The sequence below is a fragment of the Thalassotalea sediminis genome, assembly GCF_030295915.1.
Taxonomy (GTDB): Bacteria; Pseudomonadota; Gammaproteobacteria; order Enterobacterales; family Alteromonadaceae; genus Thalassotalea_C; species Thalassotalea_C sediminis.
Map to the genome: position 1 here is coordinate 482,467 of NZ_AP027361.1, position 20,327 is coordinate 502,793.

Consider the following 20,327-nt stretch of genomic DNA (forward strand, 5'->3'; position numbering starts at 1 on the left):
CTTTCAGAGCGTGATTTTCTCATTAAGTAAAAGCAGGTAGTGAATAAGCAGAGGTAACACGAATGGCACGCTTCTTCTTGCTAGTCGTGTTTCCTCTGTTGTGGGGTGAAGGCAAGCTCTAGTTAACTTTTACCTTGTAAATAACGCTCCCACATACGATGTTGTCGTGTTAGTTCGCTTGCTGTTTCTCGGTCTTGTGCAGCTTTTTCGAAGTGCTGTTCAATCATGTCTGATTGCTTAGCGACATGTCGTTTTAAGTCTTTAACGTTATCATTTATGCTATCTAATTTAGACGATAATGAGCGCATTGCTCGACTAAAATCTCGATGAAAGTCTTTAAACTCTTCTGACTCTAAATGACGTAATGTTGCGTCTTGGCCAGGATACATGTCTTGCAACAAAGTGTTCATTCGATCAATGACGAGTAAATAGCCGGTATTGTCGTAACGGTATTGGTTTGCAACCCGCGATATTTGTTTTGAACGCACTAACAAACGGCGTGAAAGTTCCTCGTCGCTACTAAAAAAACTTGAGTATTCATCCTCTTCTAACGACCTGGCATACTCTGTTGCTTGATGTACTTGCGGGGCAAATGGGTAAGCGATGATAAAGTCGTTATAACTTGCAATAGTGCCTCTGTCGTCTGCGAGCTCAAATGCACGTTTATATAAGGTAAGTAGCGCCTCTTGTGTGTGTTCACTTTGCGGAACATGCTTTATGTACCATTGATATGAAGCAATGTTATCAGCTTCTTTCACGCGTTGATAAATTTTGTTAAATATAGCGTTTGTTACCCTTGCATCGTCATTGAATTTATCAGCTAAGGCTAAATAGTCCGCTAACTTTGTTGAGTCTGGGTAACGTGCTATGGCATCAAGTAGACTGTCTCTTTTTATTTGAGCAGGAATATAATCAGACTCGGCAAGCGCAATTAAGCCTTGATAATCATTGTTATTTTTTAACACGCTATGCAACGATTGATAGGCGAGTACGCGATTTTCTTTGTTACCAAGCAAATCACTGCTAACAAGTGTTTGTAATTGTTGAACATCGTTATTGTTATTCGCTTGGTTTATTTGCTGTTTGGCGCGTGTGTACCAGTCTGTTTTTAATTGCTCAATCCATTGCTTTCTCTCAGGAAAATAGTGGCTAAGTGGTACATCATTTTGCTGATATAACGCGGCTAGTTTAGTGAGTTGCGCTACCCCTGATAATTGCTTTGCTTTTTCAGTTTCTTCAAGCAGTTTCTCTGTGTATTTGCTAGAGGTAATCTTGAGGGCATGTTTACGTAATTGATGATAATTATCGCCAGTTCCCCCTATTTTCATTAATCGTTTTTCTTGTTGCCAATCGGCAATAAATATTTCGTACTTATCACGTTTTCGAAATTCTAGTGGAGCTAATACGGTAACTAAGGGTAAATTCCCTTGTTCAATAAAGTCTACTTTTGCGTAATATGAATCATTTGTTGATAGTTTGGATGTTTTAAACTGTTTAATTAAATGACCTGTATTAATATCAAGTAAGGTAATTTTACCAAAACCTACTGATAATGCAGTTTTGTTATCTTTCGAAAAGCGTAATTGCCCGCCACCATAATTAGTGCCGGAAACCACGAAGCCAGTACGCATACGAGTATTGTGGTTATAAAGCTGCTTACCTGTCGCTAAATCCCAAGCGACAATACCGTATTCAACAATCGCAATTAACTTAGTGTCATCCGGAGTAATTCCGATTGATCGCACTTCCCGTTTTTTGCCGAATTTAGCCTTTTCTAACGGCAAACGTGTGCCAGATTCAACGTCAAATACGGCTAAGTGATTGTGGTTTTCGAGGACTAATCGTTTACCTGAGGCAGAAAACTCTGCCCTATCATCCCAACTGCCGCCTTTAATTTTTTGAATGAGTTTTATCGGGTTGGTTTGATAAATGTAGTAATAGTCGTCATCGCTGTTCCAATTTTCAAACCAAAAACCGAAGCGTTTACCATTAGGTGCCATGGTAAAATTATAATATCTACCCCCTATAGGACTATAAGGATTTTGATTATAATCAAGTTTATAAGACACCTTATTTTCTTTGAAAATAACATCGCCTGTTTCAAGGTTTTTAACCGTTACGCCATTACAAGATGAAGAATGGCTTTTACATCTTATACCTGTTATGGCTATTTTGCCGGCTTCGTCGGTTTGATTTAACACATCATGATTGTTAGTTCTTGTGGATGCATCTACAAAGGTGGGTAGTATTGCAATTACCAAAGATAGCACAATGGCGATGTTATATTTTTTCATTTTGAACGAATACTCCAATTAGACGTCATGAAAACTTATTTGAGTAATTTCTATCTATAAGCTTATGATTTATAAACGTATCAAACTATATAGAAATATAATGATAAGTACAATATATAGGCAATATAGATGTACATCAGCTGATAACCTCTAGTGCGTTGATTTGACGCTATTTGTACTGCATTAATTGATGTCAAAATTAGACACAGAGGTATAGCAAGGTTATGCTCTATTGAACGTTGTTACTAAATTGGCTTTTTTATGAGTACGTTACGATTTTTAAGGTGGTTAATGTTAATGAGTGCTTTGCTTGTGATACCCACACATGCAAAGACCGTTATTCAGGTCAAAAATCAACAAGGTGAGGCATTAAAGCATGCGGTAATTGAAATTATTACTGATGCTAACCCAGATACTTGGCAAGTAAGCTCGACCCCTTATATTATGGATCAAATAGACAAAAGCTTTGTACCAGAAGTACTTATTGTGCCAGAAAAAAGCCTGGTGAGTTTTCCTAATAGTGATGATATTCGTCATCATGTGTATTCTTTTTCAACAGCAAAAACCTTTGAGTTAAAATTATATGCGGGCAAACCTAAAGCACCAATTACGTTTGAGCAAAGTGGAATTGTGGTCTTAGGATGTAATATTCATGACGCTATGGTGGGTTATATTTATGTTACTGACAACTCGCATACATATCTTACTAATGAACAGGGTAAAACCAACATAGATTTAAGTGCACAGCAAATTAAAGAAATAAAGGTATGGCATGCTAATGCCGCAAAAGGTACTAATTATCGTCAATCCTTTACGTCTTTTAACCAACAGAACAATAATATTTTATTAGAATTTGAAACATTACCACCGGTAAAAAGTGATAGTTTCGAAGACGTTTTTAGCCATGCTCACTAAATACCGTTTTAAAACGCAAATAACCTGGTTATCGACAGGACTCATCTTATTAACAGTAGTGGCGTTAACCGCGAGTTACTGGTTGCGTATTGCTGATTACGCGGAACAGCAAATTAAACAGCAGCTATCTTCAGCGAAAAATGTCTTGAATCAGAATTTAGTTTCACAAGAAAAAATGTTGATTACTGCCGCGAGCGTTTTGGCTGCTGATTTTGGCTTTAAACAAGCGATTGCTACTCAAGATAAAAAAACGATTGAAAGTGTCCTGTTAAATCATGGAGAGCGAATTAATGCTGACTTAATGTTGTTGCTTGACTTAAACGGCAACTTAATAACCACAAGTTCTTCTAAAGCATTACTACCAGACGCCGTAACGGCAGGGGTGAAATCTTTGCCTTTTCGTAATGTTCACGCTCAGTTTCTAAGTATTGGTGATGTAGTGTTCCAAGTCATCGTGTTACCTGTTAAGGCGCCAAGAGTTATTGCATATACTGTAATTGGTTTTGAGTTTGGTCAGGATTCATTGTCTGAATTAAAGGAATTGATCTCTCTAGATGTTTCGATTGCTCAACATGATCAAGTTCTTGCAACTACCATGGACAGTGAATACTCGAGTCAAAGAATAATGCAAGAAGCGATAGCGCCACCTTCTAATATCTTACTTTCTAGCGATGATTATTTTCATCAATTAAGGCCTTTAGGAAATTCTCAAGATATATCAGTGGTATTGTCAGCTTCGTTAAAAAAGATTCATCATGATTTTAACCAGTTAATTTCTTCAATTTTATTAATTGCCGTGTTGGTTATTGTTATTGCTATTGCCTTTTCGCGTTTGCTATCACAAGGGTTATCTAAACCTTTAAATATTTTAATGAACTTAACGCAACGTGTCGGTAGGGGCGATCTCGTTATTCCAAAGCTTTCAGGAGATTTGCCCAGAGAGTTTACCGAGTTGTATCAGAGTTTTTCGGTAATGGGAGCTGCGATTGAAAATCGTGAGAAAGCAATAAAATATCAAGCAGAGCGAGATTTATTAACGGGGCTCTATAACCGTCAAAAAATGCTAGAAGTGTTAGAAGCTTCTTTAGCAGAGCATAAACAATTAACGTTAATTGCCTTTAATATTAAGGGGTTTAAAGCGCTTAACGATACTATTGGCATCACTAATGGCGATAAAATTTTAAAAGAGCTAGCACATCGTGTTTTTAACTTTTTAGGTCCTTTAAATACTAATGATATCAAGGTGATTGGTGTTTCTCGCATTAATGCTGATGAGTTTCTAATCGGTGTGGGTAATCAACAGACCGCGCACATCACACGCTTAATGGAACACCTACAATCTGAATTGGACCGTCCTTATTGGGTCGATGACATCAAACTTAATGTCGCGCTTTATTTTGGTATAGCGCAGCTTGATGAAGACCATGACACTGATGCCGAACACTTGATGCGTAGAGCTGCTATGGCGGTTGCTGCTGCCAGCAATGAGCAAGTTATCGTTCGTTATTACCAGCAAGGTGAAGATGAAGCCTATATGTATAAGCTTTCGTTAATTGATGAATTAAAGACTGCATTAGAGGCGGAAGACAGCCCGTTATTTCTTAATTATCAGCCAAAACTTAACATTAAATCAGGGCAGGTAGATAAATTAGAAGCGTTAATTCGTTGGATAAACAATAAAGGTGAGTTTGTTAATCCTGAGCTATTTGTTGGGCTCGCTGAGAAAGCTGGCCTTATTGTAACGTTAACACGTTGGGTTATTTTACAAGTGTTAGATCAAGTAGAGCGTTGGAATATTCAAGGCTATCAATTTAAAGTTTCTATTAACTTATCAGCACAAGATATTCAACATGATACGTTTGTAGAATATTTGTTAGATACTATCGCGACTAAACAAGTAGAGCCCTATCAAATTACCTTAGAGCTTACCGAGCGAGATTTAGCGGAAAATGAAAACCTTGTTGCTTCGCGCCTGAGTTACCTTAAGTCTATTGGTTTCCAAATTTCGGTCGATGATTATGGTATTGGTCAGTCCTCGCTAGCAAAGCTCAAGCATTTACCTGTTGATGAACTGAAAATTGATAAATGCTTTATTTTAAACTTAGATCAAAATAAACAAGATCAAGATATTGTTGCTTCTACCGTACTATTAGGTCATCGATTAGGGTTGCAGGTTGTCGCTGAAGGTGTGGAAACAAAAGAAAGCTTAGCATTACTGACACAGTATCAATGTGATTATGCGCAAGGCTATTATCTATCGCGTCCGTTAACGGCTGAGAAATTTATAGAATGGTATGAATGTTATGAAACAACTCCTTAGTGCAATGATATTTTGTTTACCGTTTATGTGTTTTGCTAATGGTAAAATTTTAGCGACACCTGGTGTTTCACAGGTAGAAGGTGCAGGTGGTGGAGGCATAGTGCCGTGGGCGCAACTAGCTGGGTATGCAACAGAAGATGAAATTGCGGCATCTGCTTTTTGTTCACAAGCAAACGTGCAAGATTTTCAACTCAATGTGTGCGGCGCTCAGTTAAACTTATATGATCGTATTGAGCTATCTTATGCCAAGCAAGACTTTGATGTTGAGCCGCTTTCATTGACGTTGAAACAAGAAGTCATTGGCATGAAAGTGCGTTTGTATGGTGACTTGGTTTATAGCGATTGGCCGCAAATTTCAGTGGGTGTTCAACATAAAATGTTAGACACACCTGATATCGCTTTTGCATTAGGTGCCAAAGAAGACAAAGGTACTGATGTGTACGTTGCCATGAGTAAATTACATTTAGGGGCCTTTGCGGGTTACAACCTGCTATGGAATGCCACGTTAAGGTACTCTGAAGCGAATGAAATGGGACTATTAGGCTACGGCGGCTTGGAAGGGAACGGTGCTATACATCCCGAGTTGTCAGCCGCAATTTTACTCAATAAACATTTGGCGCTTGGTACAGAGTACCGTGTTAAATCAGAAAATTTAGCGGTTAAAGAAAGTAATTGGCATGACGTGTTTTTGGCGTGGTTTCCCAATAAGCATTTTAATATGACCGTTGCCTATTTAGATTTAGGCACCATTGCTAATATTGAAGGTCAACATGGTTGGTATGTATCCATTTCGGGGCAGTTCTAATGTTTTTAAATCCACGTAAATTACTCATTTTATTTTTTAGTTTTTCTTTGTTTGCTTGTTCGTCTACATCCAATAACGACCAAAATACCTTATATGCTTCGATAGGTGGACAGACTGGTATTGATAAAATTGTTGATAACTTTATCGCTGAAATCGTTAAAGATAAGCAAATTTTTCCGTACTTTGCTAAATCGAGTGTTAGTCATTTCAGAGCTGGTTTTATTGAGCATATGTGCACGATTACGGGTGGTCCTTGCCGATATAACGGTGACTCCATGGTAGATATACATACAGGAATGAATATAACAGAAGCGCATTTTAATCGCGTCGTCGAATTATTAATTGTCGCGATGGAGAAAGCTGATGTTACTTACCCCGTGCAAAATCGTATATTAGCGAAATTAGCGCCTATGCGTGGGGAGGTTATTAAACGATAGTGTAAATGAATTGACGTGAGTATGTGATAGCGAAAACTGGCAAATTTCTACATCAGATCTACAGTTAACTATCAGTGATGCTATTTAATATAAACATTTATGGCTCGCTAACGTACATTAGTGATGAGTTGCTCATGACAATAATAATAACCTTGAGCTTTACTAGTGGTTTTCCCTGACTAATAACGTAGGTGAAAGGATATGACCCTAGAAAAAGCAATTGTGTTTTTTACGCTCTTTGGTGTAGCTGTTTCGAGCTATGCTTCCTACATTACGCTTGATGAAGCGGCATTAGACGACATATATTCACAACCATCATTTGGCGATATGCCCATTGATATTCGTATTGAAGAAGCGCATGAAATTGTCGCCCCCGACCTGCTAGACATTACCACAAGAGATCAAGTGAGCCAATTATTTGGTATGCATACAGGCAGCTTGTTAACCGTTAACTTTTATTATATTGATACCATTAGTATTTGTGGTAGTACCGTCAGTACTAGTATTGTTGGTTGTGGTGAGTACTTTGGTAATGACTTCGTAGTCGAGTCTAATTTTGCTGACAGTTTTTACGGCAGTGAATTGTTAGCACATGAGCTAGGCCATAATTTGGGGCTGCCACACATATTTGGTCAATATTTAATGAACCCAAGTTTGAATAATAATACCACTATCACGGAAGCCGAAGTGGCTCGTATTCGACAAAGCCCATTAGTGCAGTCGTTTGATGGCCTTTATTGGATAAACATCAAGCCAGTGCTTATTGTAAAGGAATTGGTTAACGTTACTGAACCGAAAACATGGCTGTTATTTTTTATTATGGTTATTGCCGTGGTGAGTGGTCATCGTCGCAGTAAGTTAGTACTGAATTAAAGGTTGTATGGTTTTTAATGGTCGTGGTGATAATTTATCAACGTTACGTAAAGTAAAGTTGCTTTTAGTGACATCGTTATTCTCTATGGTATGTTTAGGCCAAGCGTTGGCTAATAATTTATGTGATCAATTTAAAATAGACACTTGGCAACGCTTGTGTCCTACCTCGAAATTTTGTTTCTCTCATCCCAAGTGGTTAACGCCTCAACACTCGGTTATGATTGACAGCGTTGCGGGTGTTCTGCAAGGAGAGCAACTTGTCTTAACCTATGAACTTGGGCAATACATTAATAATTTTGCAAATATTTCAACAAAGCAGCGACAGTTATTTTCATACAATGGTGCTCATGCTGTACTTATAACAACAGCAGACAAAATTGCTTATTTGCATAAGCATGGTGAAGGTCTTCTCATGACGATGAGCTTAGCTAAGGGGGCAAACAACAATGATGATTTATTGTTAAGCCTACCGCTAGCAAAGTGTCTTTATTCAACCGTTTACTACAGAACTAAATAAGTAAAATAAGGCGGAATTAAGCGAAATTTCGCTATTATCAATGCAATATTAGATACTTTTAAGCTGAGGGAGTTCGTTTATTTGTAGATATTGATTGAGCATTGCACCAAGTTCTGAGTAATCGTGGTTCAAAGTAGACTTTAAGAAGTATCCGGCGATATGATGTTCGTATGCACTTGCTTTATCTTGATCTCGATTTGACGTTGTTAACACATAAACAATGTTGTTAGATAACATTGGATCGTTACGTAGTTCTTTGAGCATTGCCAACCCGTTCATTTTGGGCATATTGAGATCAAGTAAAATAATATAAGGTCGGTTACGTAATTTACTTCGCATTAATTCTAGACCTTGTAGCCCATCTTTAGCGCGATAAATGGGATTACTAGTGTCTAATTTTCCTAAGGCACGTTGTACGCTAATGGCATCAATATCATCATCTTCTACAATTAAAACTGCGGTAGCATGTTGCTCATGATGTCCCATTGAATACCTCCTTGAACTTTGCGTTTTCTGGCCACGTAAATATAAAGCATGTACCTGTTGCACCGTTTGATTCTATGCTAATTGAACAGTCATAACTATCAAGTAATTTTTTTACAATAGCCAAACCCATGCCACTACCTTCGAGTTCATCTCTGGGTTTTAGTGTTTTAAATATACCGAAAATTTGTTTATGGAATTGAGGTTCAATCCCTGGGCCATCATCACAGACAGAAAATTGATAACCGTTTTTCATTTTTTTACTTGTCACTGTTATGGTGCCACTTTCTTTATCATGATGCTTTATGGCATTGTTTATCAAGTTTCTAAAAATTTGTTCTAATGGCGTTGTCATGGTTTGTAATGATTTAACATCGCCTTGGATATTTAGTTTAAATTCAGGAGGAGGATTTAATAGTTGGAAAATATCATCTATCAAGGTTTCAATGTCGACGGCAGCTAACTCACCAACTCTCTCAGTGAGTGTTGCATATGAAAGTAAGTCATTTAATAGGCCTTCTAAACGCGACGTTCTACTTTGCATTAATTTAATGTATTCAGCAACCTCAGGCGATTTATTATCTTGTAATTCTTCATCTATCCAATTAGATAGCTGCATAATGCCTCTAAGCGGTGCTTTGAGATCATGTGAAGCGATGTAAGCAAATTCAGATAACTCTTCATTGCTTCGCTCAAGTTCTCGCATGTATTTAGCAAGTGCCAGTTGTGTTTCTTTTTGTAAACTAATATCGCGGATTATTGCTGAAAAAAAGTCTTTGTCTTCTATTTTCATGTGGGCGATAGAAAGATGAATAGGAAAAGTTTTACCGTTTTTTCGGATAGCAGTAACTTCGCGGCCTATACCTATAATTTGGGGTGTACCGCCTCGCAAATAATGGTTTAAGTAACTATCATGTTGACTGCGGTCAGGATCTGGCATTAAAACTCTAACGTTTTGTCCTATAATTTCTTTATCTTGATAGCCAAAAAGTGTTGATGCAGCTTGATTTATATTGAGTATTTTTCCAGATTGGTCAGCGAGTACTACGCCATCGACCATGGTTTCCAATGTTGTTCTTAATCGGTTTTCTTCATAAGATAGCAGGGCTTTTGTTTTTTTATGTTGTTTAATTTCACTGATAAGTTGCTGCGCGTTCTTTTTTGTATCTCGCCAAAGTTTGAGAAACATGAGTGTTAGAAAAATGGCACCGAAACCTGAGATTAATACTATTTCAGGTAAACGTGAGCGTATCGAAGTTGTATAAGCTTGTGTATAACTCGCAGTCAACTCCCAAGATCCTTCCTTTAAATTAACAGCTTGCTCAACGACGTAGTTAGTGTCATTTTTGCTTTCATTTTTTAACTGAGCGAGTAACTGTGCATTTTCTGTGAGTGATAGGTTGATGTTACTTAAATTTACGTGCTCTTTAAGCGCTTGGAGTAAATTTTCGTATGCGATTACGCCGAGTAAATAGCCATCAGGTTGTTGATGTTTTGTTAAGGGTAATACAATTAAAAATCCACGTTCTCCTTGTATTAAATCAACCGTTGGCGATAGCGCTATATTATTTGTTGTACGTGCCAATCTTAAGGTATTGTAACGTTTTTTCTCTGTTGATAAATTATAGTTTACTGCCATTTCGTTACCCTCTAAAGGTACTATCCAGCGAACCATTAGATTATTATCAACCCACTCTATAGCTGTGATTTCTGGAAAATCGGCTACGTATTGTAAACTATCAATTTGCCATTTTTCTTGGGTTAAATTGTCGCTATATTGCCAACGTGTTGCCATGCGATTTAGTGCTTTTATACGGTTTTCTACAATGACTTTTAGCGTTTTAGCCGTATATTGCGTTTGCGTATTAAGCTTATTTTGTACTTGCTGTTTTTGCCAATTTTCTACTGCTTGTGAGAGCGCAAAAGTGAATACGATTAACGCAACCGATAAGCTACTTTCTTTCCAATAATACCCAAACAACTTTGATTCAGGTTTATCTAGCGTAGATACCAAGGTAATTGCTACGCCGATCAGGATAAAATTGATCGACGTATGTAAAGCCATTGCAGACAAGTTACCTAACCCGTAGGCGGTCTCAATGTTGAAAAGATAACCGACAAATGCGACAAACCCCATACCACTGACGGCAGGGCCAATGAGTTTATTCAGTTGTAGTGACGGAATATTGTTGTGGACGATTAAAGCGAATCCCGCCATTAAGAAGCACAGCGCAGTACTTATTGCCATGCGACCCGGGTGTGTAGTATTTGTCGTTACATAATGTTCCATAAATAACTGATCAATGTATAAATCAACATGACCAATATACTCAATAAAGGTACCTAACCCGACCAAAAAAGCAATGGCGGCCAATAAAGTTGAACTGCTTATTTTTTCATAGCTACGGCAAATAACACTTAAACTTACCAATAAAAAACACAAAGCGGTATTAAATTGCATGGCAACAAAGGTTGGGTGTATTTGAACAACCTTCGGTAAATTTGCATACCATCCGGCAATCACCGTTAATGCAATTAACGACACTGATACTGCTAAATAACGACTGATAGAGACTGTGCGTATAGTATTCATCTACCCTCCTTGCGTATATTGGCAATAAACGCTTTGATAAAGCGTATTACGTGCATGATTGTAAAAATAGATTAGTTTTCTTATGAATTAAGGTGTAGTTAATACTTCGTTGAATAAGAGCTGGCGTTACTTCGTCTTTTGCTAATACGTCATATACGCCTAGATTTAGCGCTTTTTCTCGCAATTCTTTGGTCAACATACCAGAGAGTAAAATAAAGGCGCTGTTTGGTTTTATTTGCTGTACTTGTTCAATCAGTGCTAATCCGTCATCAGCGGCTAAAATATAATCAACGATATAAACGTCAAAGTCTTCTTGTTCAATTTTTTCTAGCGCAGCATTTACACTACTAGCAGTAGTTATATTAAACAAATAGTTGTCTTCGCGTTCAATATCAATATTTCTTCGCAATGCGTGCAAATCTACTTCGTCATCGTCGACGAGTAATAATTTTATAACATCTTTGTTTTCCAGAAATAATGAAGCACTTTGCGCATGCTTTAACATTTCCCAAGAGTCATGCAATTGATTTTTTAATGTGACTGTTTCTGTGATGTCAGTAATGTTAATGACACAACCAAGCGCAACACCATATTGATCACGATACGGTGATATTTTTACCAGGCGTTGACCGCTATCGTCTAGGCGATTTACATGCACTTTTATTTCAATATTAGTACGCACAACTTCGGTAATATCATGCAAAAGGTCATCGTAATCTAATGCGTGAGAAATATGGTGAAAAGGTCTACCTACATCACTATCTAATAGGTTTACATCATTAACAATTGAGGGGGAGAACTTACGAATTAACAAGGCTTCGTCGAGAAAAATAAAGCCTATATCGGCTGACCTGATCACATTATCGGTATCGAGTTTACTTTGTAAGGTGATTTCCATTTTTTCTTGATACTCGCTATTAACGGTATAAAGCTCTTCGTTTACAGACTGAAGTTCTTCGTTAGTACTTTGTAGCTCCTCGTTAGCCGCCATAAGCTCTTCATTTGAGCTTTGTAACTCTTCATTAGTCGTTTGTAGCTCTTCAACAGTTACTTGTAGATGTTCTTGTTTCGTTCTGAGTGCATCTTCTAAATCTGAAATTAGCTGCTTATTGTGATCATTAACAGGCGCTTCATGAACGATTTTTTCTTGTGGAGCTTGAATAACCTCTTCTTGTTCAAACAATACGACAAAATAGTTACTCGTTAATCTTGGAGTATCTAGGTATAAAACACGAAGGTTTACCCAGCATTGTTGTTCATTTTCGTCATTAAAGCTGATTCGTTCATAGTGAACACTTGAGTGTAATGATTGTGCCCGATATAAAGCGGTAGAAACAGCAACACTCAGCCCTTCGATAATATAATCAGAGAGCAAAGAGCTAAACTGACCAGAACCTATCTTACGCGTGTATGCGCTAACATCACCAAAAACATGTACCACATTTTGCTCTTCAGAAAGAATAATTGCAGGTGGCGCATATTCTTCGATGATACGTTCTAAGACTGGCGAATAATTAGGTTTTTTCGAAGACTGCTGAAAGCTAGATAATAGCTGACTAATTGAAGGGCTCTTATTGTTTTTTTGCTCTTGCTGACCCATTTGTGGACTCGCGTCAATTAGCATCTTAGTGTTGTCTATTTTACGATAAATACGATGGCGTTCATTTTCTACCGCGAAGTGTTGCTTCATATCACCTAAAGACTCAGATGACCCTAGAAATAAGTAACCATCTTTATTTAGTGAAAAATGCAGTAAGGTAATAATTCGCTTTTGTGCTTTTGGCTGAAAATAAATCAATGCATTGCGACAAACGGCTAACTGGCAATTAGAAAACGGTGGATCGGTTAAAATATTATGTGTTGCAAAAATAACCATTTTACGGATGTTTGAGTTGATAACGTAATAGTCATCTTGTAAATCGAAATATCGTTTTAATCGTTCTGGTGATACGTCGCTTTCTATGTTTTGTGAAAAACGTCCGAGGCCTGCTTCTGTAATTGCATCTGCGTCAACATCGGTTGCAAAAATACGTACCGTGCGATCTAAATTATGCTGACATAGGTACTCGTCTATTAAAATTGCTAAGCTATAAGCTTCTTCGCCAGTAGAGCAACAAGCACTCCAAATACGAATAATTTCATCAGGTTGTGAATTTTCAATAACATTTGGGATGACTTTTTCAGTTAGCTGTATAAAAGCATCATCATCTCTAAAAAAGCGCGTAACGCCAATCAGCATATCTTTTGCTAGTGTTTGTAATTCTTTAGGGTTTTTTAATAAATAGTTGTAATATTCGGTGATACTTTCAACAGTATTAATACCCATACGCCTTTCTATACGGCGAACGATGGTTTTTCCTTTATAATGGCTAAAATCTATATCACTTTTAGCTTTTAAAAGGTTATAAATATCTGATAACGCATGTTCTATACTTTTATCGGGATCGACAGCTATTTCTTCGCCGGAGACTATGATGTTACTGGTGTAATTGATGATCTTTGTCATCATCTGGTCAGCTGATTCGACAATGTCTGAAAAACCCGTTTTAACTGCGTTAAAAGGCATACCATCAAAGGCTGCATCAGATGGTTCTTGAACGACCACTAAGCCGCCGACGTCTTTAATGGCTTGAATGCCTCTGGAGCCATCACTACCGGTACCCGATAGAATGACAGCAATAGCGTGATTCTGTTGATCTTCTGCGAGCGAGCGGAAGAATGCATCTATGGGGAAATTACCACCAGGATTTTCCATTTGTTCTACTAGCAACACGCTTCCTTCGGCAAGTAATACGTTTTTTCGCGGCGGTGCTAAATAAATATGATTCGCTTGAACGCGTGTTCCATCTTCCAATTTAGAGATGGGGATCTCTGTATATCGCGCGAGTAATTCTGGCATCATACTTTTAAAGTCAGGCGATAAGTGTTGAATAATTATAAAGACATGACCGGTATCAGGTTCAATGTTATGCACAAATGAACGCAGTGCTTCAAGCCCACCTGCAGAAGCGCCTATACCAATATAGTAGTTGGGTTGCGTTATGTTATTTGTGTTCGTTACGTCCATTAATCATTCCTATCATGTTCTTAACCGGTGTATTGGTTAAAGAGGGCTTCTACTTCCTTGGCAGGCATAGGCTTATTATAAAAATAGCCTTGGCCAATAGCGCATTTCATTAAAATCAGTTCATCAAGTATTGCTTGGCTTTCGATGCCTTCGGCAACAATATCAATATTTAGTGCCTTAGCCATGGCGATAACTGCTTTGGTAATTTCTCGATCGTTATCATCATTAAGAATGTCATTAATAAAGCTTCGATCTATTTTAATTTCGCCAATAGGGTAATTTTTTAAGTGACTTAATGATGAATAGCCAGTGCCAAAATCATCAAGGGCAATTTTTATGTGACAATTGGCGAGTTCTTTTAAAATAAAGTTTACTTCTTTGTTGTCTTGCAACAAGGTGGTTTCGGTGATTTCGAGTACAAGATTATGCCCGCGTAAGTGATTGTCATCAATACATTTTAAAATGAATTTGATTAAATCAGGGTCTGTAAATTGCTTCGGACTTAAATTAACCGCCATTGCAACATCGTTTGACAGTTTGCCAGCCTTAATCCAACGTGCTAATTGCGTTAAGGCTTGTTTAATTACTCGCCGACCCGTTGGTACAATTAGGCCGATTTCTTCTAACATTGGGATAAATTGATCTGGCGGTATGATCGTATTGTCGTGTTTTCGCCATCGGAGTAACGCTTCTAAGCCAACGATTTTTTGAGAATTGTTATCAATTTGCAATTGATAAAACAATTCAAACTCATTTTGACTAACTGCACGGTGCAAGTTATTGCCCATCTCAAGTCGGTCTCGTGAGGTTTTATCAAGGTTCGAGGAATAATATTGTACCGTGTTCCTGCCCATATCCTTGGCATGATACATAGCAATGTCAGCTTGTTTCATTAGTTGTGTGCTGGTTGTTTTTTGTCCCGCCACTGCAAAGCATATACCGATACTTGCTGAAATAAATACTTCTTCTGATTCGATAATGAAAGGCTTGTTAAGGGCGTTAAGTATTTTATTAGCAACTGCTGAAGCAACTTCTGAATCTTGTAGCTGCTCTAATACAACAATAAATTCATCCCCCCCTAACCTGGCTAGAAAGTCTTCTTTGCGCAAAACTTTTAGAATTCTTGTTGAAACCAGTACTAAAAGCTTATCTCCAGCATCGTGGCCCATGGTATCATTAACGTTTTTAAAACCATCTAAATCCATACTGAGCATTGCCATTGCACCCCTACGTTCAACGCGTTCTAGTGAGTTAGCAAGTCTATTTGTTAATGCCAATCTATTGGGAAGCTTGGTGAGGTGATCTGTTTCAGCAATGTCGCGCAACCGCTCTTCAGTATTATGATGAAAAGTATTGTCAACTATTGAAGCGATAAAACCAGAAAGGTTTCCTTGCATGTCAAATAAAGGGCGAGCTTCGAAATGTATCCATAGCTCTTGCTCATAATTGGTAAAAATACTACCTTCAAATTCAAATGTTTGGTGACAATTTAGTGATTCGTAAAGGCCTGATAAAATTGACTCTGCTTGGTCGTTACTAAAGAGTTGAGTCCAATTTAATCTTTCGACATCCTTGCGCTCTACGCCTAATGTTTCTAACCATTTATTATTAACGTAACGGGTGTGCCAATTTTCGTCTGTTTGTAAAATGCCGATCGGTACTAACTCTGAAAGCGCTTTAAAACGTGCAAGTTCTAATTCATATTGATTCTGTACTGCTTGTTCATCACGTATATCGTGCATCAATACGAGAATGCGAACCTCTCCTTCTTCGACAATTTTCACAATACTACAAGCGAGTTCTAACTCGACATTTTCTTGTGTTCTAAATGTTAAGTACTGTTTATTTGCTTGCCCGATATGCTGATACCCTAAAGCCATTTTTAACTTGTGTTTATGCTTGTCATGGTCAGTAATGATTTTGCTGATATTTTTATTAATTAATTGTGAATTTTCGTAATTTAACAACGATTCAAGGGCTGGGTTGATACGTGCAATATTAAGATCTTTCTTGAGTACTAACACAGGATTTGGTGAAAGTGTTTCTAATATTGAATAATTATGTTTATAGCTCTGTTCTTGTGATGAAAGTTGCTTTATTGCTACCGGTTTAATTTTCAGCATGCGCCGAACATGATTTAGCGCATTAAACAGCGGTATATATCGACTCACTTGATTAACATGATATGGCGCCTCAGCATCAAATAAAACAAACATGGCAATTGGCTTGTCTATATCGTGTACTGGCATCATTATCGCCTGATGATGATGTTTGTCATTCGGGCTTAGTTCTTCTAATAACGACTTATCATGGATAACAGTGGGTGAATTGGCAACATAGGCTTTATATACCGACTTTGACTTAGCCGTTATTGATAGGTTATGAGATCGTGGTAACTGGTTAATACCTTTGTGCGTATTTGTAACGGCTGAAATTTTCTCAAAATAGGGGGTGCGATTTTCGTCAAAAGTTAATTGAAAGGCGACTGTGAATTCAGAAGCAGAAAGCTCACATAGCAGTTCAGTGACGAGTTGTATCAGCTGCTTTTCTGACTGTAAGTGTTGTAATTTATTATGGATGCGATCAACAGCGATACGTAACATAGTATCTTTGCGTCGCGCACTGTTTTCAAAAAGCTGTATATCCATATCGTCATCCTAACAGTCTACCTGAGTTTAATACGAGATAGTGTCTTGTTTATTGCCCTCAATATAAAAGAACGATTTATACCAATTCGATTAAATATTTGACCAACTTAGAGCTTCATTAGCGTATTGAGAACAAGCTAAATAATTTAAGCATAGTCACTCTATGGTTCGATTATTTAATATTCAACTATAGTAAAAATTCACGCAAATAGTTTGTTTTAGCTCTATTTTAATTAAGCGCTTTTTGCATTAAATGTTCAGGTTTACTTGTAGCCTAACATTTTCGAATAATGAATGTAATCAATTGTGTTTTTAATAAATTGGTATAGCCAAGCATTCTTATCTTTTGTAAAACAAAGAGTTGCGTGGAGTATGCTTTGGAAATATGCGGCTTGTTAGATACAATATTGAAACGAACATTTACATTCGATGATTTAATATAAACAACTTTTTGATCATTTGTTGCCACTATATATGTACAGCACGTGCGGTGTTGCTTATTTAAAAGAGTGGAGTGTATTTATGTTTATCAAAAAAGTACTATTAGCGTCGGTTATGGTTTCTGGGGTTGTTGCAACAGCCCAAGCTGAAAAGCTAACAGCATCTGATGGCACAATTGAAACGAGTTTATGTATGGCAGCTGTTAATGGCAATAGGGCCGTTATGCATAACCAAATAAAGGCTTCAGGCTATTCAAAACAATTCGTTGCTAAAAATGTTGAGTGTAATGGAGAAAATATTTTAGCATTTGTTGAAAAACACGGTAAAAGATCTGACATCATGATCAACATGATTGATCGTGGTGAGCGTGATGTGTCAATTACAGATATAGCAAAGAACTCACTTGAGAAATAGCCGGTGAGGTTTCAACTACAGGTAAATGCTGCAATAATGGGTTGAACAGCTCAACGTAAGAGTATTTTGAGCTGTTCAACGTATTGCTATTGTGTTAGCTAGTTGTGTTGGTGCTTTCAAAAATTTTGTCTGCAGATGCAGCAACAAATCCTGTATAAAGTTCACCATTATCTAATGGATAGCGTTTAGCGAATTCATAAAAACAAGAAGGAATTTCGACGGTTTTATCGGTAAATTCGACTTTCGCTTTGTCAGCCATTGTCGAAGACTGTTCAAGTTTGACTTCAGCATCACCTTTGATTTCACCACCTGATGCGTTTAATGCGAATCCTGCATCTTTCAACGCCTGATTAACGTCTTCGATGTTATCAAAATTTTCTAGGTAGTTAATACTTACCGTAAAATGGTTTGCTCGATAGCCCCACGCGGATAACCATGCAGCATACTCACTTTCTGCAAGCAATGTTTGATAATCATCGTAGCTTAACGGCCAGTGCTTTCCTGAATAAAGTAATTCGGGCGTTGCAACAATAGATGGGTCAATATTATCAATAACTTTGTTAATAATGGTTTGAACTTTCGGTGAAAACTCTTCCACAAGTAATTCACTAATAAACACTTTAGGCAAGGTGTCATCTTGGTGTTCAAAGTGTTTTGCATAAAGCTTTTTGGCTTCAAAGTGATATTCGCCACACTCTTTGTAACCCAGCGCTAATAAGTGTTGTGCCAACTTATCAATGTTTACTTTTTCATGATTAAATGTGCGATAAGCAACATGATCATTTATCACATCATTGCCAGACCCTAATAACTGGTGGATCTTTTCAGCTGACGGAGTTACTTGTAAATAATTTTGCCAAATATTATTGAATAATTGTTTAACTTCAACGCTCATGATATTTCTCACTACTTTGTGTTAGATGCTGAAAATAAAATATTGTTAATTAGCTTGTCTTTTTAAGTCAGCAGAAGCGCAATTATTGTGCAACTGCTGACAATGTTTCTTATTTAATTGTTAACCCAGGAGAAAGGTTTTCAGGTAAAGACACACTTTGAGCTTCAACTGAAGCTACTGGGTAAGCGCAATAGTCTGCGGCGTAATATGCACTTGCTCTGTGGTTGCCACTATCACCTATACCACCAAATGGTGCTGCGCTGCTTGCACCCGTTATTGGTTTATTCCAATTGACAATACCAGCTCTTATGCGTGAAAAGAAATGTTGGTAATCGGCTTCGCTATCTGCGAGTAGACCTGCTGACAATCCAAATGAAGTGTTGTTGCCTTCATCAATTGCAGCGTCAAAATCATCGTATCGATACACTTTTAATAATGGACCAAAGTGCTCTTCGTCAGGAATATCTACGCCAGTAACGTCGACGATACCAGGTGTTACAAAACCAGTACCTGATTCTTTATGACTTAATTTAACAAGTGGTTTTGCACCTAACTTGATCAGTGCTTCTTGTGCACTGACTAAACCAAGTGCGGCTTTTTCCGAGATCATTGAACCAATGAATGGTTGTTCTTCATCATCGAAGTAGCCTATTTTGATGGCTTTAGTCGACTCAATAAGTTTGGCAAGAATTGCATCACCTTGCTCATTGTTTTGAATGAATAAGCGACGTGCACAGGTACAACGTTGACCTGCACTTATAAATGCAGATTGCAGTATGTCATGCACAGCGGCGTCAATATCTTCTACGTCTTTAACTATGAGTGGGTTATTGCCACCCATTTCCAATGCTAATATTTTACCTGGTAGACCACCAAATTGCTCATGCAATAATTTACCCGTAGTTGAACTACCAGTAAAAAATAAACCGTCAATTTGTTGATGGTTAGCCAATGCTTTGCCTGTAGCAACTTCACCTTGCACCATATTAATAACACCGGCAGGTAGGCCAGCTTCTTGCCATAATTTCATGGTAAGTTGAGCCGTCAATGGTGTCAGTTCACTTGGTTTAAAAACAATGGTATTGCCTGCGATTAGTGCTGGTACAATATGACCGTTAGGCAGGTGTCCTGGGAAGTTATAAGGGCCAAAAACAGCTACTACACCATGTGGCTTATGACGTATAAATGCTTTTGCACCAGGCATTGGGTTTTCAACTGTACTTGTTCGCTCATTGTATGCTTTTATAGAAATAGCAATTTTTCCGATCATCGCGCCAACTTCGGTTCTTGTTTCCCAAAGAGGTTTACCTGTTTCTTGTGCAATTGTTGTTGCAAGCGCTTCTTTATTGTCTGCTAGTATTTCAGCAAAGCGTTCGGTTAACGCAATACGTGCTTCAAGTGGTGTTGTTGACCAAGCACTAAAGGCATTGCGTGCCGCATTAATAGCTTGATCTACTTGTTGTTCACTTGCTGCATTTCCTTGCCATATAACAGTATTTTTTGCCGGGTTAACGGACGTGAATTCTGTACCATGACCTTCAAGCCATTGACCATCGATAAATTGTATTGGGTGCGTCATTATTTTTTCCTCATCACTACTTTCGCTTTTATATTGCTTAATTTAG

General features: G+C 37.8%; 14 protein-coding genes. 7 read left to right on the top strand and 7 right to left on the bottom strand.

Annotation, left to right across the window (positions count from 1 at the left end):
* Window positions 1–122: 122 nt before the first annotated feature.
* Window positions 123–2,294 (bottom strand): hypothetical protein, encoded by a 2,172-nt coding sequence (locus tag QUE09_RS02185; RefSeq protein WP_286234569.1) that lies wholly within the window; start codon window positions 2,292–2,294, stop codon window positions 123–125.
* Between the two features lie 261 nt (window positions 2,295–2,555).
* On the opposite strand from QUE09_RS02185, the gene QUE09_RS02190 reads away from it, so the two are divergent.
* From QUE09_RS02190 to QUE09_RS02215, 6 genes are all read left to right on the top strand, one after another.
* Window positions 2,556–3,209: a methylamine utilization protein gene (locus QUE09_RS02190; protein WP_286234570.1), complete on the top strand. Its 654-nt coding sequence runs from the start codon at window positions 2,556–2,558 to the stop codon at window positions 3,207–3,209.
* Complete coding sequence (locus QUE09_RS02195; protein ID WP_286234571.1) at window positions 3,199–5,529, top strand: putative bifunctional diguanylate cyclase/phosphodiesterase; 2,331 nt, start codon at window positions 3,199–3,201, stop codon at window positions 5,527–5,529. Before QUE09_RS02190 ends, QUE09_RS02195 begins: the two co-directional genes overlap by 11 nt.
* The gene (locus QUE09_RS02200; protein ID WP_286234572.1) at window positions 5,504–6,334 is read left to right on the top strand and encodes a DUF3034 family protein; all 831 of its coding nucleotides are present in this window, start codon (window positions 5,504–5,506) and stop codon (window positions 6,332–6,334) included. Before QUE09_RS02195 ends, QUE09_RS02200 begins: the two co-directional genes overlap by 26 nt.
* Complete coding sequence (locus QUE09_RS02205) at window positions 6,334–6,771, top strand: group I truncated hemoglobin (protein ID WP_286234573.1); 438 nt, start codon at window positions 6,334–6,336, stop codon at window positions 6,769–6,771. Before QUE09_RS02200 ends, QUE09_RS02205 begins: the two co-directional genes overlap by 1 nt.
* Window positions 6,772–6,972: 201 nt before the next feature.
* Window positions 6,973–7,644 carry a zinc metalloprotease gene (locus QUE09_RS02210; RefSeq protein ID WP_286234574.1) on the top strand — a complete coding sequence of 224 codons (672 nt, stop codon included), beginning with the start codon at window positions 6,973–6,975 and terminating at the stop codon, window positions 7,642–7,644.
* Window positions 7,645–7,651: 7 nt separating this feature from the next.
* Window positions 7,652–8,161 (top strand): hypothetical protein, encoded by a 510-nt coding sequence (locus QUE09_RS02215; RefSeq protein WP_286234575.1) that lies wholly within the window; start codon window positions 7,652–7,654, stop codon window positions 8,159–8,161.
* Window positions 8,162–8,209: 48 nt separating this feature from the next.
* On the opposite strand, the gene QUE09_RS02220 is transcribed toward QUE09_RS02215, so the two are convergent.
* From QUE09_RS02220 to QUE09_RS02235, 4 genes are read right to left on the bottom strand one after another with little or no spacing between them, the layout of a single operon-like run.
* Window positions 8,210–8,647, bottom strand: coding sequence for a response regulator (locus QUE09_RS02220; protein WP_286234576.1), 438 nt, complete (start codon window positions 8,645–8,647; stop codon window positions 8,210–8,212).
* Window positions 8,634–11,237 carry a PAS domain S-box protein gene (locus tag QUE09_RS02225; protein WP_286234577.1) on the bottom strand — a complete coding sequence of 868 codons (2,604 nt, stop codon included), beginning with the start codon at window positions 11,235–11,237 and terminating at the stop codon, window positions 8,634–8,636. The genes QUE09_RS02220 and QUE09_RS02225 overlap by 14 nt, the downstream gene beginning before the upstream one ends.
* Before the next feature lie 46 nt (window positions 11,238–11,283).
* The gene (locus tag QUE09_RS02230) at window positions 11,284–14,304 is read right to left on the bottom strand and encodes a chemotaxis protein CheB (protein ID WP_286234578.1); all 3,021 of its coding nucleotides are present in this window, start codon (window positions 14,302–14,304) and stop codon (window positions 11,284–11,286) included.
* Between the two features lie 20 nt (window positions 14,305–14,324).
* Window positions 14,325–16,952 carry a sensor domain-containing protein gene (locus QUE09_RS02235; RefSeq protein WP_286234579.1) on the bottom strand — a complete coding sequence of 876 codons (2,628 nt, stop codon included), beginning with the start codon at window positions 16,950–16,952 and terminating at the stop codon, window positions 14,325–14,327.
* A gap of 522 nt (window positions 16,953–17,474) precedes the next feature.
* On the opposite strand from QUE09_RS02235, the gene QUE09_RS02240 reads away from it, so the two are divergent.
* Window positions 17,475–17,807: a DUF3718 domain-containing protein gene (locus QUE09_RS02240; protein WP_286234580.1), complete on the top strand. Its 333-nt coding sequence runs from the start codon at window positions 17,475–17,477 to the stop codon at window positions 17,805–17,807.
* 94 nt (window positions 17,808–17,901) lie between these two features.
* Here QUE09_RS02240 and QUE09_RS02245 read toward each other — a convergent pair whose 3' ends face one another.
* Window positions 17,902–18,702 carry a DUF1338 domain-containing protein gene (locus tag QUE09_RS02245; protein ID WP_286234581.1) on the bottom strand — a complete coding sequence of 267 codons (801 nt, stop codon included), beginning with the start codon at window positions 18,700–18,702 and terminating at the stop codon, window positions 17,902–17,904.
* A 109-nt stretch (window positions 18,703–18,811) separates the two neighbouring features.
* Complete coding sequence (astD, locus tag QUE09_RS02250; RefSeq protein WP_286234582.1) at window positions 18,812–20,281, bottom strand: succinylglutamate-semialdehyde dehydrogenase; 1,470 nt, start codon at window positions 20,279–20,281, stop codon at window positions 18,812–18,814.
* Window positions 20,282–20,327: the final 46 nt, after the last annotated feature.